14 protein-coding genes and 1 pseudogene are annotated in these 18,296 nt (G+C 64.7%); 4 read left to right on the top strand and 11 right to left on the bottom strand.

Annotated features, from left to right (window positions below; all coding sequences use genetic code 11):
• Positions 1-20: 20 nt before the first annotated feature.
• The 6 genes and pseudogenes from HF989_RS01845 to HF989_RS01820 all read right to left on the bottom strand — a co-directional run bounded on the left by HF989_RS01845 (position 21) and on the right by HF989_RS01820 (position 7,121).
• Positions 21-1,481, bottom strand: a complete 1,461-nt coding sequence (locus HF989_RS01845) for a cell wall-binding repeat-containing protein (protein ID WP_168683647.1) — start codon at positions 1,479-1,481, stop codon at positions 21-23.
• Positions 1,482-1,491: 10 nt separating this feature from the next.
• Positions 1,492-2,508, bottom strand: a complete 1,017-nt coding sequence (locus HF989_RS01840; RefSeq protein WP_168683646.1) for a 3-isopropylmalate dehydrogenase — start codon at positions 2,506-2,508, stop codon at positions 1,492-1,494.
• A 54-nt stretch (positions 2,509-2,562) separates the two neighbouring features.
• A pseudogene (locus tag HF989_RS01835) lies at positions 2,563-3,504 on the bottom strand (hydroxyacid dehydrogenase); the annotation flags it as partial.
• A gap of 51 nt (positions 3,505-3,555) precedes the next feature.
• The gene (locus HF989_RS01830) at positions 3,556-4,431 is read right to left on the bottom strand and encodes a hypothetical protein (protein WP_210728893.1); all 876 of its coding nucleotides are present in this window, start codon (positions 4,429-4,431) and stop codon (positions 3,556-3,558) included.
• The gene (locus HF989_RS01825) at positions 4,431-6,194 is read right to left on the bottom strand and encodes a DUF262 domain-containing protein (protein WP_168683644.1); all 1,764 of its coding nucleotides are present in this window, start codon (positions 6,192-6,194) and stop codon (positions 4,431-4,433) included. Before HF989_RS01825 ends, HF989_RS01830 begins: the two co-directional genes overlap by 1 nt.
• 15 nt (positions 6,195-6,209) lie before the next feature.
• On the bottom strand, positions 6,210-7,121 hold the full coding sequence (locus HF989_RS01820; protein WP_168683643.1) for a cation diffusion facilitator family transporter: 912 nt from the start codon (positions 7,119-7,121) through the stop codon (positions 6,210-6,212).
• 268 nt (positions 7,122-7,389) lie between these two features.
• Between HF989_RS01820 and HF989_RS01815 the strand changes: the two genes are divergently transcribed.
• Positions 7,390-7,923: a hypothetical protein gene (locus HF989_RS01815; RefSeq protein ID WP_168683642.1), complete on the top strand. Its 534-nt coding sequence runs from the start codon at positions 7,390-7,392 to the stop codon at positions 7,921-7,923.
• A gap of 136 nt (positions 7,924-8,059) precedes the next feature.
• Here the strand turns inward: HF989_RS01815 and ilvC are convergent, their stop codons facing one another.
• From ilvC to HF989_RS01800, 3 genes are all read right to left on the bottom strand, one after another.
• Positions 8,060-9,076 carry a ketol-acid reductoisomerase gene (gene ilvC / locus HF989_RS01810; protein WP_168683641.1) on the bottom strand — a complete coding sequence of 339 codons (1,017 nt, stop codon included), beginning with the start codon at positions 9,074-9,076 and terminating at the stop codon, positions 8,060-8,062.
• Between the two features lie 74 nt (positions 9,077-9,150).
• A complete protein-coding gene (gene ilvN / locus HF989_RS01805) occupies positions 9,151-9,669 on the bottom strand; it encodes an acetolactate synthase small subunit (RefSeq protein WP_168683640.1) in 519 nt (172 codons plus the stop codon).
• A gap of 2 nt (positions 9,670-9,671) precedes the next feature.
• Positions 9,672-11,498: an acetolactate synthase large subunit gene (locus HF989_RS01800; RefSeq protein ID WP_343033512.1), complete on the bottom strand. Its 1,827-nt coding sequence runs from the start codon at positions 11,496-11,498 to the stop codon at positions 9,672-9,674.
• A gap of 277 nt (positions 11,499-11,775) precedes the next feature.
• Between HF989_RS01800 and HF989_RS01795 the strand changes: the two genes are divergently transcribed.
• Entirely contained in the window at positions 11,776-12,324 is a 549-nt protein-coding gene (locus HF989_RS01795) for a PH domain-containing protein (protein ID WP_168683638.1), read from the top strand.
• 4 nt (positions 12,325-12,328) lie between these two features.
• On the top strand, positions 12,329-14,167 hold the full coding sequence (ilvD, locus tag HF989_RS01790) for a dihydroxy-acid dehydratase (protein WP_343033511.1): 1,839 nt from the start codon (positions 12,329-12,331) through the stop codon (positions 14,165-14,167).
• On the opposite strand, the gene HF989_RS01785 is transcribed toward ilvD, so the two are convergent.
• Complete coding sequence (locus HF989_RS01785) at positions 14,168-15,010, bottom strand: DoxX family protein (protein ID WP_168683636.1); 843 nt, start codon at positions 15,008-15,010, stop codon at positions 14,168-14,170. It lies immediately after the preceding gene.
• A gap of 181 nt (positions 15,011-15,191) precedes the next feature.
• On the opposite strand from HF989_RS01785, the gene HF989_RS01780 reads away from it, so the two are divergent.
• On the top strand, positions 15,192-16,595 hold the full coding sequence (locus tag HF989_RS01780) for a YkvI family membrane protein (RefSeq protein WP_168683635.1): 1,404 nt from the start codon (positions 15,192-15,194) through the stop codon (positions 16,593-16,595).
• Positions 16,596-16,751: 156 nt separating this feature from the next.
• Here HF989_RS01780 and gatB read toward each other — a convergent pair whose 3' ends face one another.
• The gene (gene gatB, locus HF989_RS01775; protein WP_425482971.1) at positions 16,752-18,275 is read right to left on the bottom strand and encodes an Asp-tRNA(Asn)/Glu-tRNA(Gln) amidotransferase subunit GatB; all 1,524 of its coding nucleotides are present in this window, start codon (positions 18,273-18,275) and stop codon (positions 16,752-16,754) included.
• Between the last annotated feature and the right edge of the window lie 21 nt (positions 18,276-18,296).

The raw sequence follows: 18,296 nt of genomic DNA, 5'->3' as shown, positions 1-18,296 counted from the left end.
CTTCGCCCCATGGCGGGACTCTACTGGTAGCTCACGAACCACGGGCGCGGCTCGACGTCCCGGTAGGTCTGCTCCGGGGTGAACGTGGGGAAATCCTCGTCGATGAAGTTCTTCCATGCCATGAAGAAGTTCGGGTCCAATCCCTGGCGCAGCACATCCCACGTCTCAAACTTCTGCTCCGGGACGCCGTGGCCGTCCGCGTGCAGCACCCACGCCAGTTCCGGCTGGCCGGTCAGGATGTTTTCGCGGTCCGGGAACATCGCCACGTTGAACTGGTGAAGCACCAGCGCCTTTTGCGGCAGGCTGTTGTCGCGCACGAGCTGGGCAAGCCAGTCCGCCACCTCGTTAATTTCAGCGGCGGTGGCGCTGCCGATGCGCGACAGCGGGGCTTCACCCGGATTGAGCTTCCATTCCGCATCCAGCGCAAGGCCGACGTTGGGGCGCTTCAGCAGATCCTGGTAGAGCTTCGCCTGCTCCAGGAAGCTGCCCTGCCCCGGCTGTAGGTCGATCACAGCGTAGCCCCCGGCGTCCACGATGGCGTCCACGTACGGAACCAGATCCTCCATCGGGGTCTCGTTGGAGTAGTTGCCGTCGTCGCCCGGGAATTCAGAGGCGACGGACGCGATGACTTCAAACGCGGGAACAATCGGCTGGTCGTCGAGCGGTTGATAGTCGGCCGCGTACTGCTGCGCCAGGGCAACTGCGGCGGCGGGGTCCTGCTCCCCCATGACGCCCAGCTCCGGACCATACGGGTGGCCGTAGAGCGCGATCATCCGGCGGCCAGGGAACACCAGCCCGCCGCCGCCGGGCAGCTCGCCGTTGCCAGCAAGCGCGGCACGGTCCTGGAAATTCTCGTTCGAGCCCCACTGGCTACCTAGCGCGAGTGTGTCCTGCTCAGTGACCGTGCGCATGCTCTCCGACGTCGCACGCGGGTCAGCGGTGGCCAGCACCTGCACGTCCGAACCCGCGGCACGCGCAGTGGCAATAGACGCGCGGGAGGACGCCGCGGTGGCGAACACCGGCGGCAGGACCAGATCCTCGGGGTTACCCGGTTCCAACCCGGCAATGGCCGCGGCGTCGCCCTCCGGGTCCGCCGAGGAAACGGGCTCCGTGCTGGAGACCTCATCGTCTTCGCCCGGCACCGTCACAACGCGCGAGGCCCCCAGCCGTTCAATCTCGGCGTCGACGGCGGCGTCGGCGCCATCCAGACGCACAAGCATGGGCGCGCCCAGTTTCACCGCGATCGCGGCGGCCTTGAGCTGCTGGTCGCGCTCCTTGTCGGAAACTACGACGGTATCCGCGGATTCAAAGAGGCGCTGGGACACCTCGACGCCGGTGCCGTCCGCGTCTTGAATGACCTCGTCCCCGTTGGTTTCCAGCACCTCGGGGCCGCCCGCACCCCCTTCCCCAGTGTTGCTGCAGCTGGTCAATGCCAGTGCGGTTGCTGCGAGTACGGCGGGGATGGAGCGGGTCACATGCATGCGAGCCAGCCTACTTCAGCGCGGCGGCGATCCTGTCACCTACCTCGGTGGTTCGCACCCGAGCGCCTTCGCGTTCCGCCACATCGCGCTCGATCGCTGCCTCAATCCGCGCAGCATTGTCCTCGTCGCCGAGGAAGCGCAGCATCATTGCTACGGACAGAATCATCGCGGTCGGATCCGCGATTCCCTGCCCCGCGATGTCCGGGGCCGAGCCGTGGACCGGCTCGAACATGGACGGGAACTCTTTCGACGCGTTGATGTTGCCGGAGCAAGCTTGGCCTACCCCACCTGCGACGGCGCCGGCGAGGTCGGTGAGAATGTCGCCGAAGAGGTTGTCGGTGACGATGACGTCGTAACGCTGCGGATCCTGCACCATGTAGATCGTGGCGGCATCGATGTGGTTGTAATCCACCTCCACCTCTGGGAAATCCTCGGCCACCTCGTCAACGACGCGCTGCCATAGGCCGCCTGCGTTGACCAAGACATTGGTTTTGTGCACCAGGGTAAGTTTCTTGCGGCGCGTCATGGCGAGTTCGAATGCGTAGCGCACAACACGTGCGACGCCGTGGTAGGTGTTCTGCGACACCTCGCAGGCGACCTCGTGCTCGGTGCCCTGGCGCAGGGTGCCGCCGTTTCCTGCGTAGAGTCCTTCGGTTCCCTCCCGGACCACGACGAAGTCGATATCGCCGGGGTTGGTCAGGGGGCTCACTGACGACGGGTACAGGCGCGAGGGGCGCAGGTTAACGTAATGGTCCAGCTTGAAGCGCAGGGGCAACAGCAGACCGCGCTCGAGTACGCCGGCTGGCACGCGTGCCGGGTCGCCGATGGCGCCCAGCAGGATCGCGTCGTGTTCCTTGAGCGCTGCCAGGTCCGCGTCAGTAAGCAGCTCGCCGTTACGCAGGTAGCGGCGCGCCCCGAGGTCGAAATCGGTGGTCTCTACATCATCGCGCACAGCGTTGAGGACTTTGAGGCCCTCCGCCATCACCTCTTGGCCGATTCCGTCGCCAGCAAGTACAGCAATTTTCATACTCTGAAATCCCTTTCCCACATAGTAGAAAACGGGTTCAGACTATCATCCGCGGATCGCGCCCGGGACCGTTTCCCCGCGCAGGGCGGCCAGCACCGCATGCGCGACGTCCACACCGGCCCTTGCTTGCGCCTCACGCGTCTGTGCGCCGAGGTGCGGGGTAAGCACCGCGTTGTCCAGCCCCAGCAACGGCGAGTCCTGTGGTGGCTCCGTGGTGAAGACGTCGATTCCGGCCGCAGCGACCGGCCCGTCCTGCAAGACAGCAGCCAAGGCGGCTTCATCCACCACCCCGCCGCGGGACGTGTTCACCAGGATCTGCCCGGGTTTGGCTGAGCGAAGCAGTCGTTCGTCGAAAAGCGATTGCGTCTCAGGCGTCTTTGGCACGTGGATGGAGACAAAGTCGCTGCGCGCGACGAGTGTGTCCAGATCCACCAGCTCGACGCCAAGGCCCTCCGCGGCAGCATGGTCCGGGTACGGGTCGAAGGCGAGTACGCGCGTACCGAACGCTGAAAGTCGCTCTGCGACGAGCCGGCCGACCCGGCCGAAACCGACCACACCCACCGTCTTGCCGTAGATCTCTGTGCCTTGGAACCGGGACCGCTCCCATCCACCGGCATGGGTGGATGCGTTTGCGGCCGGGATGGCGCGCGCGGCCGCCAGCAGCAATGCGATGGCGTGTTCGCACGCGGAGTGGATGTTGGCCGTTGGCGTGTTCGCCACCGTGATACCGCGCGCGGCTGCGGCGTCGACGTCGATGTTGTCTATGCCCACGCCTGCGCGACCGATGACCTGCAAACGCTCGGCTGCGTCGATGACCTCGCGGTCTACCGTGGTGGCCGAGCGGACGATGAGCGCATCGGCGTCGCGGACCGCCTGGAGGAGATCGGGGCGGCGGGTCCCGGCGACGCGGCGGATTTCTACCGCATCGCCCAGGGCCTGTTCTGCTTCCGGCGCGAGCGGGTCCGCAATGAGCACGATTGGTGTGTGCGAGAGCACTGGTTCTCCTTAGGGGATTTGAAGGGTAAGCGTCCGCTTATATTAAGCGTTCTAGTATGCGTCTTCCGCCTCACGGATGCGCTGCTGGAGCTCCTCTGAGCTTCCGAACTGGCTGCCGAGGGCCACCAGCGGCAGGTCCGACAATCCGGCCATCGCGTAGAGCGTTTCTTCACTCTGGCGGGGGTCTGCGAGCGGCACGACGGTGACGGTTGCGCCGTAACTGCGGGCGTTCGCCACCGATGGGATGGACGATTCCCAGGTGGCCACTACACGGGGTGCCATGTTGGCATCCCGGCGCGATTGGATGGGAAACGGATCCGGTCGCGCGCCCGGTAACACCACCGGGTCCGCCCACGCCGCCCGGAGCCACGCTGGTTCTTGCTGGTCTTGCGCGGCCACCTCGCGCACCGCGTCTGCGGGGTCCTCCACGGCGCGCTCTTGAAACCGCAGTGCGGTCATTTCACCCAGCGCCCGCAGCCCGCCCGGGTCTCTACGCACCCTGACCGCGCCCGATGACGGCGCGATGGCCACGTCGCCGACCGTCAGCACGGTGACGGTGCGCATGTCCGCGATCATGCTGACGTACTCGGCGTGGCGGCCAGGGTCGTAGACCATCATCGGGGCGTTGGTGGCCACCGCGATAGACGCAGCCCGCAACTGCGCCTCCACGGTGGCGTCGCTGAGAATGAGTGTCTCGGACGTGGGGAAAAACAGCTTGGTTGTTTTAATGCCCAGCACGTCGTCGACCACTTCAGGTTGATCCGCAAACAGCTGCGCGACGTGTTTGGACTGGTTCACCCCTTTAGCGCGCTCCAGCGGGCTGAGCTGCGCCTCCGGTGCGCATGCCGTGAGCGCTGCCGCGCCTGCCGCGCCTGCAGCGACGGCGGCGCACGCGAGAACGGCTGCCGTAGTTTTCCCTGGCCCCACTACGCTTCGCCCAGCTCCCAATCCCGAATAGCCGGGCGGTCCATGGCGTACTCGACCATGCCGACAAAACGCTTGCGGCGGTCCGCCACAAACCCTGCCCAGTCAGAAGCCTGCAGCAGTGCAGGATCCATTTCGTGCCCGGAAAGTAGGTCGTCGAATTCACGGTCGTCCAGCAGCGACTTCGACTGCAGGCGCGGCAAGTACCGCTTCGGCTCGTTGTGCTCGATCACCACGTCGGTGCGCCTACCCATTGGCGTGCGGTTGAGTACCGAATCCGCCAGCTGCGGATCAGCGAGGCCCGCTGTAAGCAGGTATTCCCGCGGGAACACACGGTGGAACCGTGGCTGCAGCTCTAGCGCTGTCTCGGCAGTGAAAGGCTGCGCTGTGCGCCAGTCTCGCGCGCCCCGAGCCATGAGCAGCGCGTACATCCCGCGGTACACCCCGCTCTCAGGACCGGCGCTGCACAGGCGTGCCTCGCGGAAACGCGCGTCCGCGACGGTCCGGGGAAGCTGCTCGGTCTCTCCCCGCACCCACGGGGTGACTTCCGTGACATCGAGGCCGATACGGATCGTTGGCGCGTGAGCGCCGTACAGTTCCCCGAATACGCCGGACCAAAACCACCGATTCAGACGGTCTTCGGCGCCGTCGCCCTCGAGCGCACCGGGATCCTCCGCCAGCCTCGCCAGGATCACCGCCAGCGGGATCAGCTGCGCGGCGTACGGTACCTGGTCCCGCGCAACGATATGCCGTTGCTCCAAGAATGCCGCTGCGGCGATGAAGCCCGTCACCATCTCCCCCGCGTGCTGCCGGTAATCCCCGAGCGAGATGTTCAAAATATCGCCCCTGTGACCGAGCGCAGGGCCGTGCCGGCTGGTCAGCAGCAAAGACAAAGCACGGAGAAACTCCACGCGCCCCACGCCGTCCAGCACGGGGTGAGCGCGGAGCTGCTCCTCCATCAGGGCCCAGTGCTCCGCCAGCCTGAACCCAGGGTCCTCGGCCGCGAAGACCGCAGTGAGCAGCTCGAAGACATCCATCTGCACACCCGCGGAGTTCGAAAAGGCGAATATCTGCCCCACCCCCGCCTGCGCGGTATCGCGGTCCACGCGGATCATCGGCACGTCGTAAGCAGGCAGCCCCCGCAAGACCTGGTTGATAAAGCGCTTGACGGCGTCGCGCAGCTCCTCGTCCAGGGCTTGGGCAGCCATGTCCACCAGCAGGTCATTCCCCTCGTGCCGCAGCAGGATGCTCACCGGGATGACGCCGTTGCGAATATATGCCTCACTGGATGTCAGCGCTTCGTCTACGGCCGGACCGAAGTGGGAGCGCACGACGCCGTCTTCGTCGACCGCGAACACGGCTTCCACCGGCATCGGCTCCGCAGCAACGGCAGCGCGCACGTCGACGAAGAACCGGCGGCGAATAGATCTGCCCAGGTAATCCACCGTGCGCACCTCGCCGCCGTGCGTGAACGCCTGGTAGAGCGTGGTGAGCCGCTGCTGCCCGTCCAGCAGCAAAAGACCCGGCGCCACAGCGCGTGGCTCGACCCCTTCGAGGGGGCGCGGCCTGAACCGCTGTTGGGCCTTGCGCGTGTCCAGTGCGAGAAAGGAACCGATGGGGTACCCGCGAAGTACCGAGGTGATCAGGGCGCGGACTCTGTCAACGTCCCACACGTAATCGCGCTGAAAATCAGGCAGCTGCAGCTCGGCATTTTCCGCGCGGGAAAAGAGATCCGTCAGCGAGTAGCTCGGCGTGGTGAAACCCATGGAGCCAAGGGTAGATCAGAGTTCGCACACCGTCTCGTGCGAGATGTGCTCCGGAGGCTCAATTTGCACTGTGGCGTGCTCCACCCCGAGGCCAGCCAAAGCGTGTTGGACGCGGTCTAAGAGCAGGTCCCTGTCCACCCCGGGAGCGGCTACGACGTGGACGGTGGCGATCACACTCACCCCGTCAAGCGACCATAGGTGCAGGTCGTGGGTTCCCGCGGCGCCGCCGACATTACCGAGCGCCCGCTCCACCTCTGCAACATCGAAGCCAGCCGGCACGTGCTCCAGCATGACGCGTGCAGAGCGCACCATCAGCTGCCAGGCGCGCGGTAGCACCAGCGCGGCGATGACAAGCGAGGCAATCACGTCGGCCCCAGTAAACCCGGTAAGCGCGATCACCGCTCCGGCGGCCAACACTGCCACCGAGCCGAACATATCCACAAGCACATGCAGGTACGCACCCTGCACGTTGATGGACCCCTCGCGGTGACGCGATAGCACCCATGCGGAGGCGGCGTTAGCAAGCAAACCGATCACGGCAATCACCATCATTGGGCCGGTTTCCACGGGCTGCGGGTCTCGCAGCCTCCGCACCGCTTCGACGACGATCCACACTGAAATGGATAGCACCGCCACCGCGTTGATCAGTGCCGCCAGCACCTCAACGCGCCGGTGACCGTACGTCGCCGTCGCCGACGCAGCCCGCTGCCCCACAACGATGGCGACGAGGGAGATGATCAACCCCGCGGCATCGGAAAGCATGTGCATCGCGTCGGCCAGAAGCGCCATCGACCCGGAGAGCACGCCGCCGACAACTTCCGCAACGAATACGACCCCCGTGATGCCGAGCGCCGCGCTCAACGCTCGCCGGGAGGCTGCCGGGCCACCGTGTCCGTGTTGACCGTGATCGTGGGCGTGGTCGTGCATTCGAGCTCCCTTCGCAATGCGTATCGACGACCAACGGTATCCGCCGCAATCCTTATTGACAACTAATTGAAAATCACTGCAGTAAGACCGCTTGCAGCTCCAAGTACAGCGAAAACGCCGCTGGTCCGGCTCGGAATACCACACGATTCGCGGAGGCAGCTGCCAGTTCTTTGTTACAGTTGGTGGGTGTTCACGGAGAATGCTGGCACAGCCACGCTGCCTTCGCGGACGCTAGCCAGCATGTGAATTAGCACGAAAGGAATTTAGGATGACGAACCCGAACGATCCGAACCGCAACCCCAAGGACATTGCCAACGGCGCAAAGGACTTTGACGAGGGCAAGATCGAGGACGCCAAGAACCTCGGCAAGGATAAGGTCAACGACCTCCGCGGCACTAAGGACGCGGACGTCGACCCGGCCGGCACCACCCGCGTTCAGGGCACCAACACCGAGCGCACCACCGCTACCCCGGCTCGCTCCACCTCCGGCTCCACCGCTGTGACCGAGGAGAACAACGGCGGCGGCTGGTGGAAGTGGCTGCTCGGTATCATCGTCGCACTGCTGCTGCTGTGGCTCCTGTGGTCGCTGTTCTCCGGCAACGACGACGAGGGCACCACCGAAACCTCCACCACCACCGCGGCTACCGAGGTTGTCTCCGAGACCACCACCGTCGAGGACGACGCCGCAACCGAGTCCTCCGCTGCCGACGAGAGCGCAGCCGACGACACGGTCACCCAGACCGAGATCGTCGACGAGGTCACCGACACCCTCGCACCGTCCGAGGCTCCGGCGACCAACTAGTCGCACCACGCTCGTCAGCGAGACCACCCCGCGCAGCCCGTTTTCGGACGCGCGGGGTATTTGTTTGTGCCGACCCGGGCAGCAAAACACGGCAGGACCGGAGTGGTCCTGCCGTAAAAGCTCGCCGAGAAGGGGGTTAGCGAGCAGTGTCGGTAAGCGGGTTCTTTACCCAGCTCATCATGTCGCGAAGCTGCGCGCCGGTCTTCTCAATCGGGTGCTGCGCAACCTTCTCGCGCAGGCCATCAAGCTCCTTGTTCCCGCCCTCGACGTTGGCCACCAGGCGCTTGGTGAAGGTGCCGTCCTGGATGTCCTTGAGGATGTCGCGCATCCGGTCCTTCGCACCATCGTCGATGACGCGCGGGCCGGACAGGTAGCCGCCGAACTCCGCAGTGTCGGACACCGAGTAGTTCATGTTCGCGATGCCACCTTCGTAGATCAGGTCCACGATGAGTTTCATCTCGTGCAGGCACTCGAAGTAGGCCATCTCCGGTTCGTAACCGGCCTCGACGAGCACCTCGAATCCCTTCATGATCAGGTCTTCCAAGCCACCGCAGAGCACCGCCTGCTCACCGAAGAGGTCGGTGACGGTCTCCGCCTCGAACGTGGTGGGGATGACGCCGGCGCGAGCGCCGCCGATTGCCGCTGCGTACGACAGCGCCAGCTCGCGGCCGTTGCCCTGCGGGTCCTGCTCGACAGCGATCAAGCACGGAACGCCCTTGCCGTCGGCGAAGGTGCGGCGGACCAGGTGGCCCGGGCCCTTCGGCGCGACCATTGCAACGGTGATGTTCTCCGCCGGCTTGATCAGGCCGAAGTGGATGTTCAGGCCGTGGCCGAAGAACAGGGCGTTCCCATCCGTGAGGTTCGGCTCGATGTCCTGGGTGAAGATCTGCGCCTGGGAGGTATCCGGGGCCAGCACCATGATGACGTCCGCCCACGCGGCTGCGTCAGCGTTGGTCTTGACCTCGAAGCCAGCTTCGCGCGCCTTCTCGGCGGACTTCGAGCCCTCTCGCAGGCCGACGACAACCTCGACGCCAGACTCGCGCAGGTTCTGCGCGTGCGCGTGGCCCTGGGAGCCGTAGCCGATGATCGCGACCTTCTTGCCCTGGATCAGGGACAGGTCTGCGTCGTTGTCGTAAAGCACGTCGATTGCCATGTATACGTCACTTCCTTCAAATTGTGAGACGGTCATTTCACATTATGACACAACTGCCGTTCGGGGTTGCGGATTTAGTCGCCCTTTGCCATCGTCTTGGCCCCGCGGGAAAGCGCGACAGCGCCAGAGCGAGCGAGTTCGCGAATGCCGAAGGTTTCCATCACCTCGAGGAACGCCTTCAGTTTCGCGGAGTTGCCGGTGGCCTCGATGATTACCGAGTCAACCGACACGTCGATCACGCGCGCACGGAAGAGGTTCGCCGCATCCACCACCTGTGGGCGCGTCAGGTTGTCTGCCTTCACCTTGACCAAAAGCAGCTGCCTTCCCACCGACGTGGCGTCGTCAAGCTCAAGCACCTTGTGCACCTGGATGAGCTTGTAGAGCTGCTTGGTGATCTGCTCGACGGCGTGCTCCGTCGCGTCGACGACCACCGTCAAGCGGTTGATGCCATCTGCCGCCGTCTTCGCGGAAACGAGCGACACCAGGTTGTAGCCGCGGCGCGTGAACAGCGCGGTGACGCGGGTGATGATGCCGTCGACGTCGTCAACGAGCACCGACAGCGTGTGGCGGGTGATGGTTTCTTGGTCAGCCATGTTTAGTTCTCCTCCTGCTCGAGGGCTTCGATGGTGTCGTTGATGGCCTCAGGCGTCTCCGCCGCGGACTCCTCCTCGCCGAAGAACGGGCGCAGGCCGCGCGCGTACTCGATCTCGGAGTTGGAGGTGCCTGCCGCGATCATCGGCCAGACTTGGGAGTCCTCTCCCACGACGAATTCCACCACAACGGGGCGATCGTTGATCTCGCGGGCGCGTTGGATCGCGTCCTCCACCTCGTCCTCGGATGTGACGCGGAAGGACACGGCGCCAAGCGCCTCGGACAGCTTCACAAAATCCGGGACGTAGACTTCGCCGCCGAGCTTCGTGTGCGAATAGTTGCCCTCGTAGAACAGGGTTTGCCACTGGCGCACCATGCCCAGGTTGCCGTTATTGATCAGGGCCACCTTGATGGGGAACCCCTCCAGCGCGGCGGTGGTGATCTCCTGGTTGGTCATCTGGAAGCAGCCGTCGCCGTCGATGGCCCACACCTCCGCGTCCGGGTTGGCCGCCTTCGCGCCCATCGCAGCGGGGATGGAGAAACCCATCGTGCCCGCGCCGCCGGAGTTGATCCAGTGCCGGGGCTTTTCGTAGTCGATGAACTGCGCGGACCACATTTGGTGCTGCCCCACGCCGGAAACGTAGATCGCGTCGTGCCCGGCAACCTTCGACAGCGTCTCGAGAACGAACTGCGGAGCGAGCGAGCCGTCCGCATTTGACTCGTAGCCGCGGGGGAACCGCTCCTTCAGATCCTGCAGGCGCGCGATCCACGGATCGATGCTGGGGGCCTTGACCTTGCCGCTCTCCACGAAATAGTCCGTCAGCTCGGACAAAACGCGCTTGGCGTCGCCGACAATCGGCACGTCCACGGCACGGATCTTTCCCACCTCTGCCGGGTCGATGTCGGCGTGGATCACCTTTGCGTGGGGGGCGAACGTGTCAGTGTCACCCGTGACGCGATCGTCGAAACGCGCGCCGATGGCGATCAGCAGATCCGATTCTTGGAAGGCGCCGACGGCGGGCACCGTGCCGTGCATGCCCGGCATGCCCAAGTACAGCGGGTGGGACTGCGGCAACGCACCGAGCGCCATCAGCGTGGTCGCCACCGGGATGCCCGTGGCCTCCACGAACTCGGCGAGCTGCTTGTGGGCGTTCGCTTTCACCACGCCGCCGCCGATGTAGAGCACCGGCCGGTCGGCCTTGGCGATCATCTTCGCCGCCTGCGCGATCTGGCGGTTGTGCGGTTTCGTGTTCGGCTTGTATCCCGGCAGGTCGACCGCCGGCGGCCAGGTGAAATCGACCTCAGCGTTTTGGACGTCCTTTGGGATGTCCACCAGCACCGGGCCCGGCCGCCCGGTGGATGCGATGTGAAAGGCGGCGGCGATCGCCCGGGGAATGTCTTCTGCCTTGGTCACCATGAAGTTGTGCTTGGTGATTGGCATGGTGATTCCGCGGATATCCGCCTCCTGGAACGCGTCGGTGCCCAGCAGCGGCGAGCCAACCTGTCCGGTGATGGCGACCATCGGCACGGAGTCCAGGTACGCGTCCGCAATTGGCGTCACCAGGTTCGTCGCCCCGGGTCCGGAGGTGGCGATGCAGACGCCCACCTTGCCGGACGCGACTGCGTACCCCTCAGCCGCGTGGCCCGCCCCCTGCTCGTGGCGCACCAGCACGTGCCGCAGCTTCTGGGCGCGGAACAGCGCGTCGTAAAGCGGAAGCACCGCGCCGCCGGGTAGACCAAACACCATCTCCGTGCCAAGTTCCTCAAGACTGCGAACGACGGCGTCCGCGCCTGTGATGCGTTCGGGCTTTCGTTTCTCTGAAGCTGCCACGGTTGAAGGCTCCTTGCTCGGTCCAAAATCGTCTACATCGCGATCTCGAACAAGAAAAGCCCCCGACGAGCGTCGAGCTCTCGAGGGCGCTTGTTCTGTGAGCGGCGTAGTAAAACGCACCCGCTACGGCAAGCGCCGTCGGGATACGATAATTACAAGTCGCTCGTTGATCACGTGGAAAAGATTACTTCCCGTGGTGGTGTCGCGCGGGTTTTTATTCACGTGAATGTTGGGCTATTTCCTATCGACGCCCCAAAGGTGACTACCATCGCCAACTATGACTGGCACGCCGGAACGCAACCCGCACGTTTTCAGACCGACGAGAGAACACATCCTCGCCATCGTGATTGCAACCGGTATCGCGCTCATGGGCATCCTCTGGGCACCGAAGTACCTGGCGTGGCTGCTCATTTTTCCTGCTCTCTGGCTGGCGTGGGTCCTAGCCTCCTCCACCACCGTCGACGACCGCGGCATCACCGCGAAGTACCTCTTCCGCAAAAACGTCACGTTACCGTGGCGGGATCTTTCCGGGCTTTCGTTCACAGGCATGTCCGTCAACGCTGTGACGGCGAGCGGCACGGAGCACCCGCTGCCCGGCGTGACCTTTAACTCTTTGCCGGATCTCGCCGAGGCGTCGAACGGCCGTATTACTGATGTCATCACCGCGGCCCACGAGGCTGCGGACGGCAAGTACGAGATCGTCGATAAGGGCGGCAACAAGGTGCTGCTCAGCCGCGAAGAGTACGACGAATATGTCGCCGCCCACCCAGACCTGCCGGGCCCGCGCCCTGCTGCATCTGAGACCACACCCGATACTAAGGAGTAACACCGTGATTCCGCTTCGCTCACGCGTCACCACCGTCGGCCGTCAGGCCGCAGGCGCCCGCGCCCTGTGGCGCGCAACCGGCACCGGCGAAAACGAGTTTGGCAAGCCCATCGTGGCCATCGTGAACTCCTACACGCAGTTCGTGCCCGGCCACGTCCACCTGAAGGAAGTGGGCGACATCGTCGCCGAGGCCGTGCGCGCCGCCGGCGGCGTCCCCAAAGAGTTCAACACCATCGCTGTGGACGACGGCATCGCCATGGGCCACTCCGGAATGCTCTATTCCCTCCCCTCGCGCGAGATCATCACCGACAGCGTCGAGTACATGGTCAACGCCCATACCGTGGACGCGATGGTGTGCATCTCCAACTGCGACAAGATCACCCCGGGCATGCTCAACGCCGCGATGCGCCTGAACATCCCGGCCGTGTTCGTCTCCGGCGGCCCGATGGAGGCCGGCAAGGCGTTTTCGGTCGGTGGGGTGACCAAGCCGAAGTCCGACCTCATCGACGCAATCTCGCTGTCCGCCAACGACGATGTCACGGATGCCGAGCTGGACAGCATCGCCAACAACGCCTGCCCCACCTGCGGGTCGTGCTCCGGCATGTTCACCGCGAACTCCATGAACTGCCTGACGGAAGCGCTCGGCCTGTCGCTGCCCGGCAACGGCACCACCCTGGCCACCCACACCGCGCGGCGCGGCCTGTTTGAGAAGGCAGGCCGCACCATCATGGAGCTCTGCGAGCGCTACTACGGCCAGGGCGACGAATCCGTCCTGCCGCGCAATGTGGCAAACGAGCGCGCGTTCCGCAACGCGATGTCGCTGGACATGGCCATGGGCGGGTCCACCAACACCATCCTGCACATCCTCGCGGCCGCCCAGGAGGGCGAGATCGATTTCGACCTCTCGGATATCGACGAGCTGTCGCACCAGATCCCGTGCCTGTCCAAGGCCGCGCCCAACGGCGACGCCCACGTGGAAGATGTCCACCGAGCGGGAGGCATCCCCGCGATCCTGGGCGAGCTCAACCGGGCAGGCCTCCTGCACGAAGATGTGCACTCCATCGCGTACCCGTCGCTCAACGAGTGGCTCGCCGACTGGGACATCCGCGGCGGCAGCGCCACCGACGAGGCCGTGGAGCTGTACCACGCCGCACCCGGCGGGCAGCGCACCACGAAGGCGTTCTCCCAGAGCGCCCGGTGGTCCGACTTGGACACAGACGCCCACAACGGCGTGATCCACGACGTCGAGCACCCCTTCACTTCCGACGGCGGCCTCGTGGTGCTTCGTGGCAACCTCGCCCCGGACGGCGCGATCTTGAAGACCGCCGGCGTGGAAGAAGGCCTGTGGGAGTTTTCCGGGCCTGCCCGCGTGGTGGATTCCCAGGAGCAGGCGGTATCCATGATCCTCAACCGCGAGGTGCTCGAAGGCGAGGTCGTGGTGATCCGCTACGAGGGACCCGCAGGTGGTCCGGGCATGCAGGAGATGCTCCACCCCACCTCGTTCCTCAAGGGAGCCGGCCTGGGCAAGAAGTGCGCTTTGATCACCGACGGCCGATTCTCCGGCGGCACGTCGGGCCTGTCCATCGGCCACATCTCTCCCGAAGCTGCCGCTGGAGGCCTGATCGGGCTCATCGAGAACGGCGACACCATCGCCATTTCGGTTGCTAACCGCGAGCTGAAGCTGGATGTGGACGAAGCGGAGCTGCGTAAGCGCCGCGAAGCGATGGAAGCCTCCGACAAACCGTGGACGCCGAACCGCGTCCGTGAGGTGTCGAAGGCCTTGCGCGCGTACGCAAAAATGGCCACCAGCGCCGACAAGGGCGCGGTGCGCCAGGTTGATTAATTAGGCGAACGGGTTGATCTCGGTGCCGAACCACCAGATCAGCCCGGCCGCCACCAGGCCGATCAGGGCGCAGATCCAGCTCGAGGCTAGCGGTCGCTTCGCCCAGCCACGGGAAGCGTCGACACCGTAACGGCCCGGGCCGGTGAACTGCACGGCGAGGGACGCAGCAAGCAGCATGACCGGCACCCACGTTTCCGGTGACCACGCAAAGACGTTGAAGCCATCCGTCTGGGTGTCGAAGGCATGCAGGGTCGTGAACCCGGTCACCACAATCGCGACGAGCGCTGCCACTGGTGTGAGCAGGCCGAGCACGATGAACACGCCTGCCGCGAGCTCAAGGGTGGGCACCATTACGGCCAACGCGTCCCCGTAGGGGTAGTTGGCGTACGCGGATTCCAGGCCGGAAATCCCCTCGTTGCCGCCGAGGCGGAAGAACGTGCCAATCGAGTCGATGATCAGAAACGCGCCCAACGCGAGGCGCAGCAAGAACAAACCGAAATCCGTGGTGCCGCGGCGAGCGTCTTCCGTTGCTACGACAGTTTCCACGGGCTCCGTGTAAACGGGCTCGGTGGCATCCACCGCGTAGGCCGGCTCACGGTCCACCGCCACTGTTTCCGTCGGCGCCTGAAACGTCGCAGTATCTGCCGGGGCGTCCGGAATCAACGGGCCGGTGTTCTGCTCGCTGCGCGGGAAGATCTCGGTCGGGGCGGCCTTACCGGCACGGGCGTATAGGCCGCCGGTGGCGCCCTTGGTGTCACCGGAGTAGTCCGGCACGTCCGGGGCATCCAGGTTGCTCAGGTCGTGTTGTTCGTTGGGCGTGAGATCGCGGGGGTTGGTAGCCATGCCCAACAATCTATGCGAAACACCTGCCTATTCCTTGGTAACGCGCCGATCGTGAGCGAATTGCACCGCCGTGCGCTGCGGTGTTGGCGGCGGAAACCTGTGGACGTCAGTTAGCACTGGCCCCATATTGCTGTTACCGTCGTGACCGCTCTTTTCGCTGTTACATCTATTGAGGATCATTATGGGTAAAACATTCAAAGTCGCCCTAGCGCTGGTGGGCCTCACCGTCGGCGCGGGCTTCGCATCGGGCCAGGAGGTGATCCAGTACTTCCTGTCGTTCGGCTACTGGGGCATTGTGGGTGCCGCCATCGCCGGTATCACCATCGCCGTGTTCAGTGGCTGGGTCTACCAGCTGGGCTCGTACTACTTGGCGGATGACCACAGCGCGGTGTTCAAGAGCGTCTCGCGCCCGTGGATTGCAAAGTACATGGACATTACCACCATGTTCACGCTGTTCTGCATCGGCTTTGTCATGGTGGCCGGCGCCGGCGCGAACCTCGAGCAGCAGTTCGGCCTGCCTACCTGGGTCGGGTCCGCCATCATGGTGGTGCTGCTGCTCCTGTCCGGTCTGCTGGACGTGGACAAGCTGACCAGCGTGATCTCCTTTATCACGCCGCTGCTGATCATCTGCCTGCTCGCCGCGTTCGTGATCACGCTCACCGACATGCCGGATAACGTCGGCCAGATCAACGAGATCGCACAGACCAACCCGCACGCCTCCGGCACCTTCGACAACTGGCTGATCACCGCGCTGAACTACGCCACGCTGGTGATGATCATGGACACCTCCATGATGCTCGTCTTCGCGGGCTCCCACATGAACCCGGCACAGGCCGGTAAGGGCGGCCTCCTCGGCGGCATCATGTTTGCGGTTCTGCTGCTCATCCTCACGTTCGTGCTGTTCATGAACATGGAGCACGTCATGGGCTCCGACCTGCCGCTGCTCAAGGTGTTCGACAACATGCACCCGACCGTTGGCGTGTTCGTGTCGATCGTCATCTACCTGATGATTTACAACACCGCCGTCGGGCTCTTTTACGCCCTGAGCCGCCGCCTGAGCCATGACAATCCCGGGAAGTTCCGCCTCTACTACGCCGTTGTTGTGCTCATCGGGTTCGCGCTGTCGTTCATCGGCTTCGCGGACCTGGTCGGCTGGGTCTACCCGGTGCTGGGCTACCTCGGTTTGGTTCTTGCCATTGTCATGGGTGTCGCGTGGTTCCGCGGCCGTGAGAACATCCAGGACGAGACGGGCCGCCGCGAGCGCCTCGCCGAGCTGGCTGAGACGCAGCTGAACCCGGAGTCTGACGACCTGACCCGCGCCGAACGCGCCGAGGTGGACGAGCTCGCCTCCGACTCGCACGTCGGCGACCAGGAACTGTGGCAGTCCGTGCAGGAAGAGGTCGCCGCCGACCTGCACGCGAACCCCTCCAGCGATTTCGACCTCAAGGACGTGCCCGCCCTCAACCCTGAGTCCAAAGCCTACGATGGCGCTCCTGAAACCCCGGGCGACTCGATCCACTGGGAGTCCTACGAGGAGATGTACAAGACCGGCGAGTTCCCCGCTGTCAAGCCCGAAAACAAATAAGCATTCGCTTTACGACGTCTGCTCCGCCCCAGCCAACCCAAATTTGGCCGGGGCGTTTTCGCGCATTGGGGGTTCTGCCTTGCACGCTGGGCACGTAACTCGCCGTTTCAGCCACACGACCGGGCACCGGCGGGCGCCATCGGCGCGGAGCAGCACCTACTCTGCGAGCTTCTTCGCGATGAGCTGGTTGACCTGGCCCGGATCCGCCTTCCCCTGCGTTGCCTTCATCACGGCACCAACGATCGCCCCGGTGACCTTTGTGTTGCCGGCGCGGTACTTTTCCACGATGTCCGGGTTCGCGGCCAGCGCTTCGTCGACGGCCTTCTCAATCGCGCCGTCGTCGCGCACGACCTCGAGGCCGCGGGCTGCAACGACCTCGTCGACGGTGCCCTCGCCGGCGATCACGCCGTCGATAGCCTGGCGGCCCAGCTTGGTGGTCAGCTTGCCGTCCTTGACCAGCTCCACCACGCGAGCAACGTCTGCGGGAGTCACCCCAAGCGCGTCCAGGTCAGTGCCAGCTTCGTTGGCCTTGCCGTTGATGTAAGAGACCCACCACGCGCGGGCCTCGTCGGGCGTGGCGCCGGCCTCGACGGTGTCCACGATGAGGTCCAGCGCGCCGGCGTTGACCAGGTCGCGGAACTCCTTTTCCGGCAGCTGCCACTCCTTTTGAATGCGGGCGCGGCGCACCCACGGCAGCTCCGGCAGCGTTTGCCGGATCTCCTCGACCCACTCCGGCGCGGCAATGACCGGCGGCAGGTCCGGGTCGTTGAAGTAGCGGTAATCGGAGGCCTCTTCCTTCGGGCGGCCCTTCGAGGTGGTGCCGTCCTTCTCCTGGTAGTGGCGGGTCTCCTGCACGATCTCCTCGCCGTTTTCCAGCGCTGCGGCCTGGCGCTGCATCTCGAAGCGCACGGCCTGCTCAACGGACTTCAGCGAGTTGATGTTCTTCGTCTCGGTACGGGTGCCGAATGCCTCCTGGCCGATCGGGCGCAGGGACACGTTCGCGTCGCAGCGCATGCTGCCCTGGTCCATGCGCGCGTCGGAGACGCCGAGGGCCTTGACCAGCTCGCGCAGTGCGCCCACGTAGGCCTTGGCCACCTCGGGTGCGCGCTCGCCGGCGCCGGTGATCGGCTTGGTCACGATCTCGATCAACGGGATGCCGGCGCGGTTGCAGTCAACCAGCGACGCGGTCGCTCCGGTGATGCGGCCGGAAGCGGAGCCCAGGTGGGTCAGCTTGCCGGTGTCCTCCTCCATGTGCGCGCGCTCGATCTCCACGCGCCACTCGGTGCCGTCCTCGAGCACGACATCGAGGTAGCCGTCGTAGGCGATCGGCTCGTCGTACTGGGAGATCTGGTAGTTCTTCGGCTGGTCCGGATAGAAGTAATTCTTGCGGGCAAAGCGCGAGGATTCAGCGATCTTGCAGTTGAGCGCCAAGCCAATTTTGATGGCCCACTCCACACCTTTGGCGTTAACCACGGGCAGCGCGCCCGGGAGCCCCAGCGAGACCGGGTCGATGTTCGTGTTCGGCTCCGCGCCGAAGTGGGCGGAGGAGGTGGAAAACATCTTTGTCTCGGTGGCCAGCTCGACGTGCACCTCGAGGCCCATCACGGGGTCGTACTTTTCCAGTACCTCGTCGTAATCCATCAGGTCGTAGGCAGTCATGGTTGCTAAGTGTAGTGCCATCAGTCCCGCGCTTGGCGCATA

Source organism: Corynebacterium mucifaciens, assembly GCF_012396315.1.
In the GTDB taxonomy this organism is placed as follows: domain Bacteria; phylum Actinomycetota; class Actinomycetes; order Mycobacteriales; family Mycobacteriaceae; genus Corynebacterium; species Corynebacterium mucifaciens.
This window is presented reverse-complemented; position numbering and strand designations above follow the sequence as displayed.